Below are 14840 nucleotides of genomic sequence, written 5' to 3' on the forward strand. Positions count from 1 at the left end.
GCTACGAGAAACTCGAGCGCAGCTTCGTCGCCCTCAACCACCTTGCCGCTGCCATCATTGCCTTCCGCAAGGTACCTGCCGACGTCAACATAATTTACGGATAAGTTCTAATGTTCAACGCTGCGGAGCGGGCCAAGGCCGGCCGGACTCGGAGGGGAGCGTGGTCGGCTTTTCATCCAGCCCGGGGGATTTGACTCTCGCCCGGTCTGGATGGCTCGCACCTCAGAGGGAGAAAGGGGCACGCCGGCCAGCGACAAACTGCCAGCCAGGGTCGGAATCTCCGGCTCTCGCATTTGCGCCCTCGCAGGGCCAGTCGCTGTGAGCCAAGGCATATTCCGGTCCGAGGACACGGAGCCTTCCTACGCCTTCGGTATTCCGTTGGATGCATTTTCTAGAACCGTTGGTGGTCGGCCAACCCTGTCGCTGCGGCCAGGGTCGAGAGCGCCTACGACTCAGCGAAGTTCGACATCTCTACACCACGCGCAAACTCCCCAGGAGGAAACATGAAAAAAATCGTGCAACCGGCGTTCGGCGTTCTGCTGCTTTCCGTTGCGTTACACGCTGGCGCAGCGGGAACAAACAAGCTGTGCAACGGACGTCTGACCGACGTCGTCCTTGCCGTCATCCACGAGCACTCGGAACAAGCGGATGCGAGTTGCGAGCTTCAGCCGTCGCAGTGCCAAGTGACACTCCAAGGCTGGTACACCATGGGGCCAGGCGCATGCGTGAACGTCGATGTAGGTGATCGATGGGAATCATATCTGTCGATCTTCGTCAAGGACACGGCAGACGGTCCGTACCGTCCGGAATCCTTTCCTGTCAACGACAGGTTTTACAGGGACCGAGACGAGAAGAATGCCGGCGTGGTCGGCGTCGCGGTGTGCATGCCGGTCGGACCCTTCAGGAAGAAGGTGCCAGGGACGCTGGCGCCCCTGCTGAAGTCGGCAACTGCATGCGGTGCCGGGGAGGCACTGCATCCGGTCAACCTGGTCATGCGCAGCGGGCCCGAAACCCACGTGGTGGTCACATTGAACTAGCGGGTGATTGGACTTGAGCGGAATCCCGTCGCAACGCCTTGGCGCGCATCAGCAACGAACCTGCGCAACCGCTGCGAGGCGTTGCCACCGGGCATCCGCACGCGTCGAAGGCCCCGGTACGTCTGTGTTCACGATTCGCGCAACTGTCGGGCCGAGGCGTGCAGGCCAATGAAGTCTGCGTGGCGGTGGCGCGGGAACTGGCTGCATCCCTCTGGTTCATTGCGCAGCAGACTGCGCCCAGCACCGCAATGCAATGCAATGACGGGGATGCCAGTGACACGAGGACATGAGGTGTGCGGCACGATCACGATAGGAAGAACCCTCACCTGGACTCTCCACAGAACCCCCTCAGGGCCAACCTGCGTCACTAGAGCGATGTAGCTTCCAAGACGGATCGATGCACGGTGGTAGCCAACCCACGAATATCAGTCTGCCCCACAGTCGCAGCAGCCAGACTTGTGCCGTATCACCATGTCACTGGCTCAACGATTCGATCTCGTGCCCCTTGACGAGAGCGACCATATCAGTCTTTGGGCGGCGGCTTCCCGGCATCCATCATCCGCGCCACAGCGCTCGCCTGGGCCGCGCCGGCGCGGAAGTAGCCCGTCACGACGTCCATGCTGCGATGGCCAGTCGCGGCCATCGTTTCCTGCAGCGCCATGTTCTGGCGGCCAGCCTCGGTGACGAAGCCCGACCGCAGCGAGTGCGCCGAGAAGTCTTCGCCAACGCCGGCGAGCGAACATCGCGTCTTCACGATATCCCGGATGGCCGTGTCGGTGAGGGCGTCTTCACCCGGGCGCCCGGCCTTGTCTATCCGGCGGAAGAGGGGGCCTGACGTGATCCGGCTGGCCTTCAGCCAGGCTTCCATCGCGTGGGCCGCGGTGCCGACTACGGGTTTCACATCCTCGGGCTTCACCTTGCCGCTGTGGTTCGGTTTAAAGTTGGCCAGCGTGTAGAGGCAGCCGCCTTCATCGACGCGACGTAGATTCTCGAACACCGCTTCTGAGACCACCGATCGCCGGCGGTCGCCAGACGACCAGGCGAAGGGGAGGAGGGCGCGATCACGCTTTCCCTTGAGCGAGTCGTCGCATGTCTCCAGCACCGCCTCGAGCGGCTCCTTGGTCAGGGCCCGCTGCTTGTGGGGCGTGGCGTTGCGCTTGGCGTAGGCCTTGCGCGTCTTGCTCGGGAGCGCCTTCACCGCCGAGTCGGTGCACGGGTTGGGCTGCTTGGCCAGGTGGTGAGCCATCGACAGAACCGCCGCCACCGCCGCCGAGTGCTTCCCGTGTGCGATGCGCCGTTCGACCCAGTGTTGGCCGAGTACGAACCGTCGTAGTCAAATCAAGGCGCCTTCGTATGCATGGCCTCTGAGCCGCCCACCGAGGCGGCTTTTTCGTTTCTGGAACTTCGTCCATGGTGGCGTACCTAAATAGTAAGCACCTTTCTCCAAGGTCGACCACCGACCTCTTGCCCTGACTGGAAACAGCCAGGGCTTTTTCGTGGGTGACTTGATTGCTAGGTGGTGATAGGGTGCGATCCTATGAACCGCTTCAACGATTTACTGACCAAGACACCCGTGGGATCCTGCTTTTGGCTGCATTCTGGTGCAATCGGCATGGACGATCCCGAGACGTTCCATCAGCTCGTCGAATCCCTTATCGGAGGGGTGCGAGACGACTGCATCGCATCGGAAGCCGAACGCGAGTCGAAGAGTGGAAGCAGACGTTACTACAGGGTCAAGATCACCCGCGCCATCTAGCCTGGCTTACCTTCGAAATACGGTCCCGGGATACACTCGGCGGAATGGCATTCGCGCGGTGTGGGCGCACGCAAAAGGGGCCAATGAAGGTGCGTCCCCAGCAAGCCGCCCGCCGAGGCGGCTTTTCCGTTTTCTCAGCCTGGATCTTCCCCAGGCAGGCGGCATCGGCAACTTGCGTTTGCCGTCGGGGCCAAGTTCGTGGGCCCAATACTGCATGTGATTTAGTCCGGCACACCCCACCGCGACGGCGATGGCGACGGGAAGGCCATCGCGCTCAGCCGCGCGCCGAACACGCGGCCGTGCTCGACTGAAGCCCGGCGTTGGCGCTTAGGCAGCCGGCAGGATCACCTTATCGCAGATGTGAACGACCCCATTGATGTTGATAATGTCCGCTCTCGTCAGGTTGCAGACGCGGCCACGCGCATCGATCACCTGGAAGTTGGCGTTGATCTTGATGGTCGAGCCCTGCACGGTGGTGACCGGTGCGTCGGTGTCGAATTCCTTCTTGAACCTGCGCGCGGGCACCATGTGGCAAGTCATGACCCTTTTGCAAAGCGCAGTGTCGGCCAAGAAGGCCTCCAGCGTGAGGTTCAGTTCGACCACCACCGCAGCGAAAGCTGCGTCGCTCGGGCAGAAGAAGGTGAAGGGGCCGGGTTGCTCGAGCGTATCGGAAAGTCCTGCGGCGTTGATCGCCCGCACGCAGGTGCTGACCTCCGGCGTCGACTGGCAGGTGATCAGGATGTCCATGTTGGCTGGCAGCATCACGCGGTCGAGCGTATGCAAGACGCCGTTCAACGCCACAATGTCGGTGCCGACGAGCGTACAGACGCGGTTACGGCCATCGGTGGCCTTGAAGACGTTGTTTTCCTTGTCGATCTTGAAGAAGCCACCTCCAATGGGGTTGATGGCGTGACCTTCCACGATGGCCTCGGTGAACTGGGCCTTGGCCAAAATGTGGAACTTCAGGATCACGGTCAGCGTCGCCGTGTCTGCGAAAAGCTGGTCTTTGCTCTTCCCCATCTCGCCCAACAAGGCGTTGAAGGCGTCGTTGGTGGGCGCGAACACAGTGTTGGTGCCGGAGGCTGAGATCTTATCGCGTAGGCCGCAGGCGTTAACTGCCTCGACGAACACGCTGAGTTCCGGCTTCGACTCGGCCAGATTCATGAGGTTCTTGCGCTGGTCCACTTGAGTGCCGATAGTTTGGTTAGCACTCCCGCCGCCACTCCCGCCGCCGCCACAACCGGGCAGAAAGAGTGCTCCGCCCAGTGCGGCTGCTCCGTAGGTGATGAGTTGGCGGCGGCGCTGCAACAAATGCGACATGGCAATCTCCTGAGTAAGAGCAAGTGACAACTAGGATGGGCTTGGGCTGCGGTGCCGTTGGCAAGCTCCATTCGCTTGGGAAAGTAGGATCAAACCTGCCGGGTGTAGGCGACGGCCGAGGCACCCGCCGACCGCTATATCGGCGCCATCGCCCAATGCAGCGGTAGCCGTCCTACACGCCCTTTGGCCGAACTCGCGCTGTGAGCCCGATTTCGATCGTTCGGTTGCCGAGGAGCCGCCAGTTTGGATGGCCGATACCAAGGCAGTGGTGCCCATAGCAGCCCAGACTTGCCCTTGGGCGGCATATCGCGCCAATGCGACAGACCTGGCGGTGCCTGCTAGGGTTGTTCGAAGACACGGTGATCTGTCCTATCGCGACGACAGCCACGGTACACAGAGCACGCCCGGCCTTACCATGTGGGAATGCAGTTCAGCGAGTTGCCGTTGGCGCCAGGTTCCGCTTCTTCCAGCGCGGCACCCTGCTGACGAAATCGTCAAAAGGCGGATACACCACGCCGGGCGCCGCGGAGCAAAAAGCAACGCCCGACGTCGAGGTGATTTCCGAGGAGGACGTGCCCGCTCTTGCGAAACGCGCACCTGCGAAGCCCGATGACCTTGCCTCCATCTCGAAAGCGCTGGACGACCTCGAGGTCCAGGCCGGCAAGACGGCAGAACTGGCCGCCGCCCGGCAAGCGCTGCGCCGCCTTGATGCGCTGTCCAGACTGAAGAGCGGCGGCGGCTGATCAATTGCGCGCGTCCGGATCGCGTGGCTCCGCAGCCCGGCGGCGTCTCCCGGCTCCAGCGAATAAACAGTCCAGGCTACGTCTGACCCGCGGTCGCTGCCGGGGCCTGACCAGGGACGCGCGGGGCAGTCGCAATCAAGTTATAGCTGGCCGCCTCGTCTGAGGAGTTCGCGAACGGAGTCGCAACAAGCAGCGTCGTCGTCGACGACGAATACAGTGGCCTGGTTCACTTTTTCCACCTCAATGGCCGTGCAGCCGGGCAACCCGGCCTTCAGACCCAGCGCCCGCGGCGGAAAAAGCCGCCTAAGCCAGACGACCGGCAAAGGCGCAGGCCGGCGGTTGTCGGATGGTAAGGCGAACTCGTTCTCGACAGGCGCATTCCGGGGCTAGCAATACCGCGACGACAGCCGCTGAGAAGTCCTCTTCACAACTTTCGGTTTGAGGCGAGAGCGGCGCCGAGCGGCTGCTTTCTGGCATGCGCAGCCGTGCTCGCGGTCGCGGTCTTAAGTTCTGCAACCGAATTCCTGACCGCTTTCGACACCAGGTGGCAGTGCGACAAGCCTCGGCGGCCTGGAACGCTCGCCGGCGCCGAGCGGCCACCAGGGTCACCGCTGCACAACACACCAGGTTGAGCGTCGCGATCAGCGTGAAGAACAGGTCGCCGGCGACGAAGGCCCCGTAGGCAACAGCCGTCGCATTGGCCACGACCCAGGAGCCCCAGGTGAGCAGGGAGATGTCGCGTGCGCCGTCAGCGCTGCGCCAGACCGCCCTCAGTTGCGGCACGTAGGTGAAGATCCGCGCCGCGTTGGTCAAGACATAGAGCCCGGCGATTAGTGCGTCCGACGCGTGGGGCGCCGATATTGGGAGTGCCGGAATCACTGGGTGGAGCGAAGCAGGATCGGGCTGGAATGCCTGCATCGGCATGCGAGAGAGATGCCGCACGCGCCTCGTGCATGAAGGACCCATGTGGCGAGGATCATGACGAAGCTTTCGATCCACGGCGGTGGACGCAGGGGTGTTGATTCACTGGCGAGCCTCCGCATTGAAGAGCCAGGTGTCGAGAAGCGCCGTTCCCTCCGGGCCTACGCGCAGCGCCCGGCCCTTGCCCGTGCGGGAATTGAGCGTGTAGACCCACAGCGCCGTCGTGCCGCGCGCCGTTGCGAAGACCGATTCGCCTTCCGACGCGGCAAGTGCGAGTTGGTTGCCCAGCCCCGCACAGCCTACGCCCGCGCTTGAGGCGAATCCACAGTCCGGATGCTCGGGTCCCTTCAGAAGCGACGGCACCGAGGGTTGTTCGGTCGGCCAGAATGTGACCTCCTCGAGACGTTCGCGCACGCAGACCTGCTCCGCGCCATTCATGACCCCATCGAGCCCGTCGCGCGGAAACTCGTATTCGCGCACCAGCAGGACGCCGCTTCGGGTCGTCGGATGGACCAGCAGCACGAGCCACGATGCACTGGCGTGCGCACGCAGCAGACTGGCGCGCAATCGTTGCCGGAGCTGCGCGACGAATCGGTCTCGTTCGCCGGACTGGATGGCGCCGCTGTCCATGGCCTGCTCGGCCATGGTTCCGGCGTCCAGGGACATCGCGGCCATCGCCTCCAGCTCGACGCGCACGCGCGAACTCAGAGCGCTGCGGGTCGAGACCCCATCGAAGGCGCTGCCATCCCTCGCGATCTCGTTCGCATAGAACAAGCCCGTATAGCCGGCTTGTGTCGTGCCGCTGATGGCTTGCTTGAGCGAACGGCATTCGCGATCCGCATGCGCCGTGCCCAAGGCCAAAATGCCGGCCAGCAAGAGCAGAACGATACGCAGCCGACTGGTTGCGAAGCGCGGACCGCGGCGGTCTGCGAAACCGAGCTGGGATTTCATCGGGGCTCTCCTCCTTCAACGGTCTGCGGTGGCTGCCCGTGGAAGGCATGGTCGCGGCGCCTGGGCTGCCCGGCGCACCCGCGTTCAATATTGACCGACGGGCCTGGTGATGGACGTGGAACTGAAGGGTCGTGGCGAACCGGCCTGGTCCGTCACGCCGAGCAGCTGCAACGACGCTGCGCGCCGCCGGATGATTTTTTGAATGCTTAAATTCTCAATCAACACAAATTGATTGAGTCGGATCCCTTCGCCGCTGCCCCATTCTTTCGATCTTGGCGGCATCGATGATGCGTAGGCGTCGTCGCTGCGCACGCGGATGTCACCGTCCTGATGATCCCCTGGGATCAGGGCGAACAGTCGCGCCGGCCCGAACATGGACAAACCCAGGCCGGACAGGCCCGCGTCGCCGCGGTCATACGCAGCGGCAGGAGACCCATGCCGGCACACGTCGCTCGGACGGCTGCGCAGGTGGCTGCTCTGGCGCAATACGTCCCTGCGGTCACGACACCCTGATCGGCTCGATGCTTCGCCGGTATTGACCCGGCGTTCCTTGCAGGGGGCGCCGATTCCTCCTATGCTCCGCGGCGGCGCTCGAAGCCGGAAGCGGGTCGCTTCGCGCCATGGAGGGCAGTCGCAGCCGACAACTGACTTTGGAGGAGTTTCGTGATCAGACACTCGATTAGCGCCGCGCTGCTCGCGGCCACCGCGCTCGGCAGCCTGGCCGCTGACATCAATGTCAATGTCGGCTTGGGCCGGATCGCGGCCCCTGGCGTCACCGTGACATTTGGCAGCCGCGACAACCGGGGCTACTACTGGGATGGCTACCAGTACCGCGACCCGACGTACTGGAAGAACCACAACGGCTACAAGGGCGAGAAGTACTACACCGGAGGGGGCAAGGGCAATGGCGGCTGCCCCCCAGGGCAGGCCAAGAAGGGCAAGTGCTGAACGCCGCGCGAGTCAGGATGCGTGCTGCGTCTGATGACGCCTTGGCCATGCGCGCGTCGCTGCACTGGCCATCGCAGTGAAGTTTCAGTCTGCGAGTGACTCACCACTTCGGCGGCAGCTTTCTGAGCAGCACAATGCGCTCCCGCGAGACTTCGATGTAGCCACCCTTGGTCAGGTCGGTCAGCAGCCGGTTGACCATCGCCTTCGAGGCGCCCAGGCGTTCGGCGATGCGCTGCTGGCTCAACGGCCCGGGCACCACGCGCAGGCCCTTGTCTTCGACCGCCAAGGCGTCGAAGAGCCCCACGAGCCGGCCATAGACGTCCACCGAACCCAGGCGCCCCACAGTGCGCGTCAGGGTGCGCACGCGCTGCACCAAGCGCTGGATCAACTGGAACGCGAGTTCGGGCCGCTGCGCCAGCACGCGCTCGGCCTGGGCCCGTGTCACGCGCGTCAGGCGTGCTCGGGTGGTGACCTGCACCGTGGCGGAGCGGCGTTCACCGCTGAGCATGAGCTCGCCGAAGAGCTCACCCGCGTGCAGCGTGTTGAGCTCCACCACGCGCCCGCCGTCCCCTGCGACGAACGCGCGCAGCTCGCCTTCGTGGATGAGATACATGCAATCAGCAATGTCGCCCTCTGCCACCACCGAAGCACCAGGCTCCCAGGTGCGCGTCTCGCCCAGCCGCGCCAACTCGGCCAGGAAGTCGCCGGAACTGTCTGCGCTCGCCCCTTCGAACATGCCTGCTCCTAGCTTGTGTAACTGTCTGCCGACCCGGAGATCCCATCATGCCAGCGATGTACGTTCCTGTTCCCACCTTGCCAGATCGAGACAGCGCGGCGCAACGGGAGGCGCAGCTGGCGTTGTCCCGCACGGCCTACAACTACGTTCGAAGCTACCCGAATCTCGAGGCGGTGCCGATGTGCGCGGGCGTGCCGCTTGGCGAGGAGTTCAGCGCCGCCTACAACGCGCTGGTCGCGCAGACCAGCGCCCAGATCGCCGAGAACTTCGCCGTGAATGTGCGCAGATTGCTGAAGCAAGAAATCAAGGCCGATCTAGACAAGGGTTTCGGCGGTGTGCTCCAGCTCAAAGAGGATGTCCAACGGCTGGTCGAAGGCATGTTTGCAGCGGCCGCCGAGGCGGCACAGGAAGGTCCGACGGCGATTCTGAAGTCGACCTTGTTCGACATCTTGCGGCCGGACCAGCTTCAGGCCAAGGACGAGTCGGACTACGAAAGACTGGTCGACACGCTGCCCAAGCCCCAGATGATGGCGATCGAGGAAAAGGCCTGGATGCGGGGGACAGGCAGGCCATGCGAGCAGGATTGGTTCTTCGGCTATCTGCAATTGGCCGGCTTCAACACGACCAACTTGCGCCGCGTCGTTGACCACAAGGCGCCGGGCAGCAAGGCCCTGGCATGGAGCGAGCTGAAGGCGAAGATGACGATCCCCGATGTGGTGGAAGTCCTGTGTCGATACGGCTGCGCCTCCCTCTCGCTGTCCAAGATGATCAGCGACGGCAAGCTCTACGCCTGCGACTACGCCGCGCTGATCGGCGACGGGGACCTGGAATTCAAGGAGAGCTGCCTGCACGACAAGCACCGCTACCTGCCGTCGCCCATCGCCCTGTTCTATTGGAACGAGTCTCCCCCCGAGGGCTATCCATTGGACTACGGGCAGGTCAATGGCCGAGCGGGAGTGTTGCAGCCTATCGCGATCCAGTTGGGGCAGACCCCGGACTCGGCCATCTTCAGCCCGAACGATGCTTTCCGAGCGAAAGACGGCAACAAGTTGAAGTGGAGGATCGCCAAGTACTTCGTCAATGTGGCCTGCGCGATTCAACACGAATCGGTCGCCCATCTCGGGGACTGCCACTTGATCATGGAGGCGGTCGCGGTGGCCACGCACCGCCAGCTGGCGAAGGAACACCCGCTGTTCTGTCTACTCGAACCGCATCTGCGGTTCACCATCAGCATCAACGATGGCGCCTCGCACAACCTCATCGTCCCGGGTGGCGTGGTGGCCGCCAACGTCGGCGCCAACATCGCCTGGACGCTGCAGATGGTCAACGACGCGCGCAAGGCCTGGCGCTGGGGCGAGAACAGCCCGGACCAGGTCTTCGCCCTGCGCGGCTTGGACGCAGACCAACTGGCGGCCTACCCGTTTCGCGACGACACGCTGCTGCTGTGGCGGGCCATCAAGGATTTCGTCAGCGACTACGTGGCGATCTACTACACCAGCGACCACGCGGTCGGTACCGACCGGGAACTCAAGGCCTGGGTGGACGAACTTGGCTCCCCGGAGCACGGCAATCTCCCAGGGTTTCCCGTGACGCTGAAGACCCGGGACCAACTTGTTGAAGTCGTCGCGCAGATGATCTACACAGCAGGCCCTCTGCACGCGTCGGTCAACTACGGCCAGTATCCCTTCGCGGGCTTCGCGCCCAGCGTGGCCGCGGCGATCTACAAGGCCGCGCCAACGCGCGACGACCCGACCGACCAGGAGACGCAGTACCTGGAGTGGCTCCCGCCGTTGGACGTCGCGCTGTATACGGTGTCGTTCGTGTACCTTCTCAGCAGCGTCCAGTTCGACGTGCTGGGGCACTACGCCAGCAACCCGCAACACCCGCACTTCGCGCACAGCCCGGCACAGAAAGCCCTCGAGGCCTTTCAGGCTGCGTTGGCGCAGGCCGAGGTCACGATCCACCAGCGCAATCTCGAACGGCCGATTCCCTATCTTTTCCAGTTGCCGTCCAGGGTACCCAACAGCATCAGCATCTAGCGTGGCAACCCGCGCGGCCCGCGGGTTGTCAGCGGGCCTCCGGTCGGCAGCCCGGTGCCAGCATCTCGGTCGTCGCTTCGACGTCGATCACGCCTTGGCCGTGCATGACGGCCTCTGCAGCGAGCACCAGCGATTGGCCTGCCTCGCCGCCCATCCACTGCCCCTGCCTGCGCCGCGCGGCGGCGCTGTACAGCTTCAATCCCGTGGCGTCGAAGGTCACTGTCGCAGCCTGCAGCCGCTCTGCCGCCCGAGCCGGTTGCCGCCCTTCGCACGCCAGGCCCGCTTCAAGCACCGCGGCCCAACCGGGCAAGTGGGGCAGGCGGGTCTTGTTCATCCGCCCGACAGTCATCCTGGCGATCTCGAGAGCTTCGGCGACGTCCGTCGAGCCTTGCCGCGCGGCAGCCAGCGCACAACCGGCTCGGTAGTAGCTCATCAACCCGAACGCTGTCTTCATGCGCAAGAGCTGCGCTTTTTCAAGCGCCGACCACTGTTGCGTTGTCAGCGCGACGCCCCGCGCCGGCTGGCCCTCGTAAAGCGCCAGGTTCAGATCGGCCAAGAGGATCAGATAGTCGGCCCATTGATAGATGCTCTGAACCTCATAGCTGGCCTTGGCCTGGTTGATCCGCGCGCCCGCGTCGGCCAGACCGCGGTGCGCCAGCAAGGCCGGAGCCGCAAAACCGACCACGCCGCAAGCCAGATACTGGTCGCCTCGTCGCAAGGCGTTCTCGACGATGCCAGGCGCCGTGGTCGAGGTCTGGGCATAGTCGCCAAGATGATTCGCCGCATTCACGCAGTAGAGCTGGGTGCCGGCCAACTCGAACGGCACCTCCGCGCATTGGGAGCCCAGCCACTCCAGGGCGTCCTGCAGGACCGGTTGGGCTTCTGCAAACCGACCTTCGTGAGCCAGTATGCAGCCGCGAATCTGGCGCACCCACCCCGTCAATTCGTTCTGCGACACCTCGCTGGCCAAGCGCTCGGCTTGTAGCATGATCGGGTCCGTCTTGGCGCGCGTGCCCGGGCCGTCGAGGCTGACCATGTAGGCCTCCATGGTCAGGGCCCGAGCCGCATGCGCACGCGATCCCGTGTTCAGGGCCAGCCGCGCATAGCGGGCCGCCATGTCGACCATCACGAAGGCATTGTTGCCGACGGAGCCCTGAACCACCGACCACATCGCACCCAACCGCGCTTGATCGCCGGGTCCGGGTACTGCGGCTGGGTCGATCTTCAGCCCTCTGCACAGCAGCAGGAAGCGTGAAGCCAGCGCCGCGGCCATCGCTGTCCGTGGCGACCTCGGCATGGACAGGCCGATGGCGGCCAGCACCTCACCCAACAGGACTCGCGCCTCGTCGGTAAAGCCACTGGTGCTGAGCAAATGCGCCGCTGCGCGCTTGTGTTCGAGTGCCTCCTGCGGCGGCGCACCGATGCTCGCGGCGCGATAGACCTCTGCGGCCTCGCGGCTGTTGCCCATCGATGCCAGCATCGCGGCGAGCTTGACTTGCACACGCCGGAACCGAGCAGGCTCGGGACCGATGAGGTCCAGGCACTGTCGATACTGGCGGGACGCGAACTCGAACGCCAGCGCGGCCGAGAAGACATCGCCTGCCTTCTCGTAGTAGACGCTGGCACGCGGCTTGTCCCCGGCGCCGTGAAAGTGCAGCGCCAGGTGCTCCGGCTCCGAGTCCTCCTGCGCGGACAGCGCTTCGGCCAGACGGGCGTGGATGCGGCGCAGGGCGTCGGGGGCCAAGGCGTCGGCCACGGACTCGCGAATCTTGTCGTGATAGCACTCCAGCACGCGACTGTGCGCACTGACCCTTGCGGTGCGTACGAGCCGCTCGAACAGCAAGGCGTCGAGGGCTTCGTGCGTGGCATCGGCGGCATCCACGGCGAGCTGCGCGGCCATCGGGCGCCCTGCCACTGCCAGCACATTCAGTACATCGCGTGCTTTTGCAGGCAGCAGGCTGACGTGCCTGTCGACGGTCTGGCCCAGCGTGAGCGCGATCGGGGCGGCCCCCGTCCGCCGGGCCGACAGCGCCTGGCGAACCAGTTCACCGACGAAGAAGGGACTGCCTCGGCCCTCGGCCGCGATCGACGCGGAGTCCGCGGCGCTGGCCGAACCGAGCAGGCGCTGCGCCAACAGCACCGAAACTGCCGGCGGCAACGGGCCGACGTGCAGGGAGCGGCACTCCACCCGCGGGCTTCCGGCCGCAACACCCAGCATTTGCTGCAAGAGCGCGTTGTCCCCGGCCCCTTCGCTGCGGTGCGTCGCCACCCACAGGAACGGCGTCGGTTCCGGCTGGCTTAGCAAGTACTCGAAGACGACGATCGAATCGCTGTCGGTCCATTGCAAGTCGTCCACGAAGATGACCAACGGCCGCCGGTCGCGCATGCGTCCGAGCAGTTCACTCAGCGCGGCGAACGCGCGCAGCCGCAGTTCCTGGAGATCGGGGATGACCTTCCTCGGCCCCTGGGCCACGGCGTCGACACGCTCGAGCACGGGGAAGAGGCGGGCCAAGGCGTACATCTCGCGCGGCATCAGATCGCCGGCTTCTTCGCGCGTCAGCCCGTGCAGGTGGCTGCTGAGCTCATCCATCACCGAGTCGAAGGCCTTGAACGGCACGCTCTCACGGTCGTAGCAGCGCCCCTCGAGCGCGACCGAGCCTCCACTGGCTCTCACCTGGTCGACGAACGCATGCAACAGCGCACTCTTGCCCATGCCTGATTCGCCGCTGACAAACATCGCGACCGGACGGCCGGCCAGCATGGACGCATGGGCGGCGTGCAGCGCGGCCATTTCGCTCTCGCGCCCGAGCAGGATGTCGGCCCGTAGCGCGACGCCCGTCGGGTCCGCGTGTCCAGGGCCCGATACAGGGGGCACTTGGCCCGGCGTGTCCGCTCGCTCGAGGGCCGCCTGCACCTGGGCTGCATCGGGCCGCGCGGCGGGGTCCCGCTGCAGCAGCGCATCGCACAGCCTGGCAAGGTCGTGCGGCGCGTCCGCACTCAGGCTGTGCACGCGGGGTGCGGCCTGGTGCCGTTTGAGCTCCAGCACATCACTCAGCAGCCCTTCGAACGGCAGCCTTCCGGTCAGGGCGACGAACAACATCGAGCCGATCGCGTAAAGGTCGCTGGCGGTCGTCGGGGCCAAGTTCGCCGCACTCGAAGTCTGCTCGGGTGCCAGGTAGCCGGGCGTGCCGCTGAAGCCGACGTCGACCGCCGGGCGCCCGGCCGCGCCGGCGTGCCAGTCCAGGACCAACCCGAAGTCCAGGATCACGACGCGCCCGTCCGCTTGAACGAGGACGTTTGACGATTTCAAGTCCCGGTGCAGCTTGCCGGCACCATGGATCGCCACCACGCCCTGGATCAGCTGTTTCAAGGCGGCGCGCAAGCGCTGCTCGTCGAGCCGTCCGCCGGGACGCACCCACTGGTCGAAGTGGGCGCCTTCGATGAGCTCCATGCTGAAGAACCAGCCATCGTCGCTGAACAACTCATGCAGACGGCACAGGTTCGGGTGGTTCATGTCGGCCAGCGAACGGAACTCGTTCTTCAGCCGGTAGACGCTGCCCGGGTCGAGCCAACTCAGGGTCTTGATCGCGACGACGCTGCGCCTGAGGTCGTCATAGGCTTCGAACACCAGCCCCATGCCGCCCTCGCCGATTTGGCGCCGGATGGTGAATCTGCCGTCAAGCACGCTGGTTCCGGGCGGCGGTCTGAAGCCCGAGTCCAGCACCTGTGCGCCGGGGATCGGCGAGGCTTGCTGAAGCATGTCCAGAAACGACCCGCCGCGGCCCTCGACCGTGAGATCGAGCCGGGCTGTTTCAGTTTCTTTTTGTGACATGACGCCTTCGCGACCATCGTGGAGTGCTTAAATCATTATCAATGAACATCGACACAGTCTGTGACCAATCGCGGGATGCTGCTACGGATCCGGATCCGGCGCCGGCGCCATGCTCCTCGGGCGGACCGTGCGCCTGATCCTGGAAGCCACTGCCGCGGGTGCCGTCAAGCGCCTGGACTTCCACACCGCCGAACCCGTGACGATCGGGCGCTCGCCCGATTGCCAGATCCCGATCGACGCCGACCAGGGCGGCGTGTCTCGGCTACATGCCCAGCTCGTCCCTACCGCGCGAGGCTGGATGGTGGAGGATCGCAGCAAGGTCGGAACCCTGGTGAACGGCATGAGGCTCGGGCATGGACAGCGTTGTGCGCTGCGCCTGCACGACGAGCTGCGGGTCGGACCCCTGCGCCTGCGGGTGCTCGAGCTCGGCGGCCGGATCGAGCAGACGATGGCCACCGAGCTCAGGCTGACGGCGGTCGACCTCGCGACGCTGGATCCGCAATTGATCCTGAAGTCGGCGCTGGAACTGCCTCGCTTGTTCGGTGAGGCGCACGCCG

Annotated in this window: 13 protein-coding genes and 2 pseudogenes; 8 read left to right on the forward strand and 7 right to left on the reverse strand. The window is 64.8% G+C overall.

Going from position 1 to position 14840, the window contains the following annotated elements; all coding sequences use genetic code 11:
• The 3 genes and pseudogenes from QZH52_RS37995 to QZH52_RS38005 form a co-directional block, all read left to right on the forward strand.
• Window positions 1-104: pseudogene (locus QZH52_RS37995) on the forward strand (IS5/IS1182 family transposase); the annotation flags it as partial.
• A 399-nt stretch (window positions 105-503) separates the two neighbouring features.
• The gene (locus tag QZH52_RS38000; RefSeq protein WP_301816444.1) at window positions 504-1037 is read left to right on the forward strand and encodes a hypothetical protein; all 534 of its coding nucleotides are present in this window, start codon (window positions 504-506) and stop codon (window positions 1035-1037) included.
• A gap of 41 nt (window positions 1038-1078) precedes the next feature.
• Window positions 1079-1327 (forward strand): annotated as a pseudogene (locus tag QZH52_RS38005) (hypothetical protein); the annotation flags it as partial.
• Between the two features lie 233 nt (window positions 1328-1560).
• Here the strand turns inward: QZH52_RS38005 and QZH52_RS38010 are convergent.
• Window positions 1561-2283, reverse strand: coding sequence for a site-specific integrase (locus tag QZH52_RS38010; RefSeq protein WP_301816445.1), 723 nt, complete (start codon window positions 2281-2283; stop codon window positions 1561-1563).
• Between the two features lie 291 nt (window positions 2284-2574).
• On the opposite strand from QZH52_RS38010, the gene QZH52_RS38015 reads away from it, so the two are divergent.
• On the forward strand, window positions 2575-2793 hold the full coding sequence (locus tag QZH52_RS38015; RefSeq protein WP_301816446.1) for a hypothetical protein: 219 nt from the start codon (window positions 2575-2577) through the stop codon (window positions 2791-2793).
• Between the two features lie 327 nt (window positions 2794-3120).
• Here QZH52_RS38015 and QZH52_RS38020 read toward each other — a convergent pair whose 3' ends face one another.
• Window positions 3121-4113 (reverse strand): fasciclin domain-containing protein, encoded by a 993-nt coding sequence (locus QZH52_RS38020; RefSeq protein WP_301816447.1) that lies wholly within the window; start codon window positions 4111-4113, stop codon window positions 3121-3123.
• 344 nt (window positions 4114-4457) lie between these two features.
• On the opposite strand from QZH52_RS38020, the gene QZH52_RS38025 reads away from it, so the two are divergent.
• A complete protein-coding gene (locus QZH52_RS38025; protein ID WP_301816448.1) occupies window positions 4458-4856 on the forward strand; it encodes a hypothetical protein in 399 nt (132 codons plus the stop codon).
• 303 nt (window positions 4857-5159) lie between these two features.
• On the opposite strand, the gene QZH52_RS38030 is transcribed toward QZH52_RS38025, so the two are convergent.
• The 3 genes from QZH52_RS38030 to QZH52_RS38040 form a co-directional block, all read right to left on the reverse strand.
• On the reverse strand, window positions 5160-5669 hold the full coding sequence (locus tag QZH52_RS38030; RefSeq protein WP_301816449.1) for a hypothetical protein: 510 nt from the start codon (window positions 5667-5669) through the stop codon (window positions 5160-5162).
• Between the two features lie 210 nt (window positions 5670-5879).
• Window positions 5880-6728 (reverse strand): hypothetical protein, encoded by an 849-nt coding sequence (locus QZH52_RS38035; RefSeq protein ID WP_301816450.1) that lies wholly within the window; start codon window positions 6726-6728, stop codon window positions 5880-5882.
• A gap of 84 nt (window positions 6729-6812) precedes the next feature.
• Window positions 6813-7214 carry a hypothetical protein gene (locus QZH52_RS38040; protein ID WP_301816451.1) on the reverse strand — a complete coding sequence of 134 codons (402 nt, stop codon included), beginning with the start codon at window positions 7212-7214 and terminating at the stop codon, window positions 6813-6815.
• Window positions 7215-7391: 177 nt separating this feature from the next.
• Between QZH52_RS38040 and QZH52_RS38045 the strand changes: the two genes are divergently transcribed.
• On the forward strand, window positions 7392-7676 hold the full coding sequence (locus QZH52_RS38045; RefSeq protein WP_301816452.1) for a DUF2502 domain-containing protein: 285 nt from the start codon (window positions 7392-7394) through the stop codon (window positions 7674-7676).
• Between the two features lie 100 nt (window positions 7677-7776).
• On the opposite strand, the gene QZH52_RS38050 is transcribed toward QZH52_RS38045, so the two are convergent.
• Window positions 7777-8412 carry a Crp/Fnr family transcriptional regulator gene (locus tag QZH52_RS38050; RefSeq protein WP_301816453.1) on the reverse strand — a complete coding sequence of 212 codons (636 nt, stop codon included), beginning with the start codon at window positions 8410-8412 and terminating at the stop codon, window positions 7777-7779.
• Between the two features lie 47 nt (window positions 8413-8459).
• Here QZH52_RS38050 and QZH52_RS38055 point away from each other — a divergent pair, with 47 nt between their 5' ends.
• Window positions 8460-10451 (forward strand): lipoxygenase family protein, encoded by a 1992-nt coding sequence (locus QZH52_RS38055; RefSeq protein WP_301816454.1) that lies wholly within the window; start codon window positions 8460-8462, stop codon window positions 10449-10451.
• Window positions 10452-10479: 28 nt separating this feature from the next.
• Here QZH52_RS38055 and QZH52_RS38060 read toward each other — a convergent pair whose 3' ends face one another.
• Window positions 10480-14283 carry a serine/threonine-protein kinase gene (locus QZH52_RS38060; protein ID WP_301816455.1) on the reverse strand — a complete coding sequence of 1268 codons (3804 nt, stop codon included), beginning with the start codon at window positions 14281-14283 and terminating at the stop codon, window positions 10480-10482.
• Window positions 14284-14392: 109 nt separating this feature from the next.
• On the opposite strand from QZH52_RS38060, the gene QZH52_RS38065 reads away from it, so the two are divergent.
• Window positions 14393-14840: FHA domain-containing protein (locus QZH52_RS38065; protein ID WP_301816456.1), on the forward strand; the 448-nt coding region annotated here is incomplete at its 3' end.

Origin of the sequence: Variovorax ginsengisoli (genome assembly GCF_030486595.1) — a bacterium.
GTDB lineage: Bacteria > Pseudomonadota > Gammaproteobacteria > Burkholderiales > Burkholderiaceae_C > Variovorax > Variovorax ginsengisoli_B.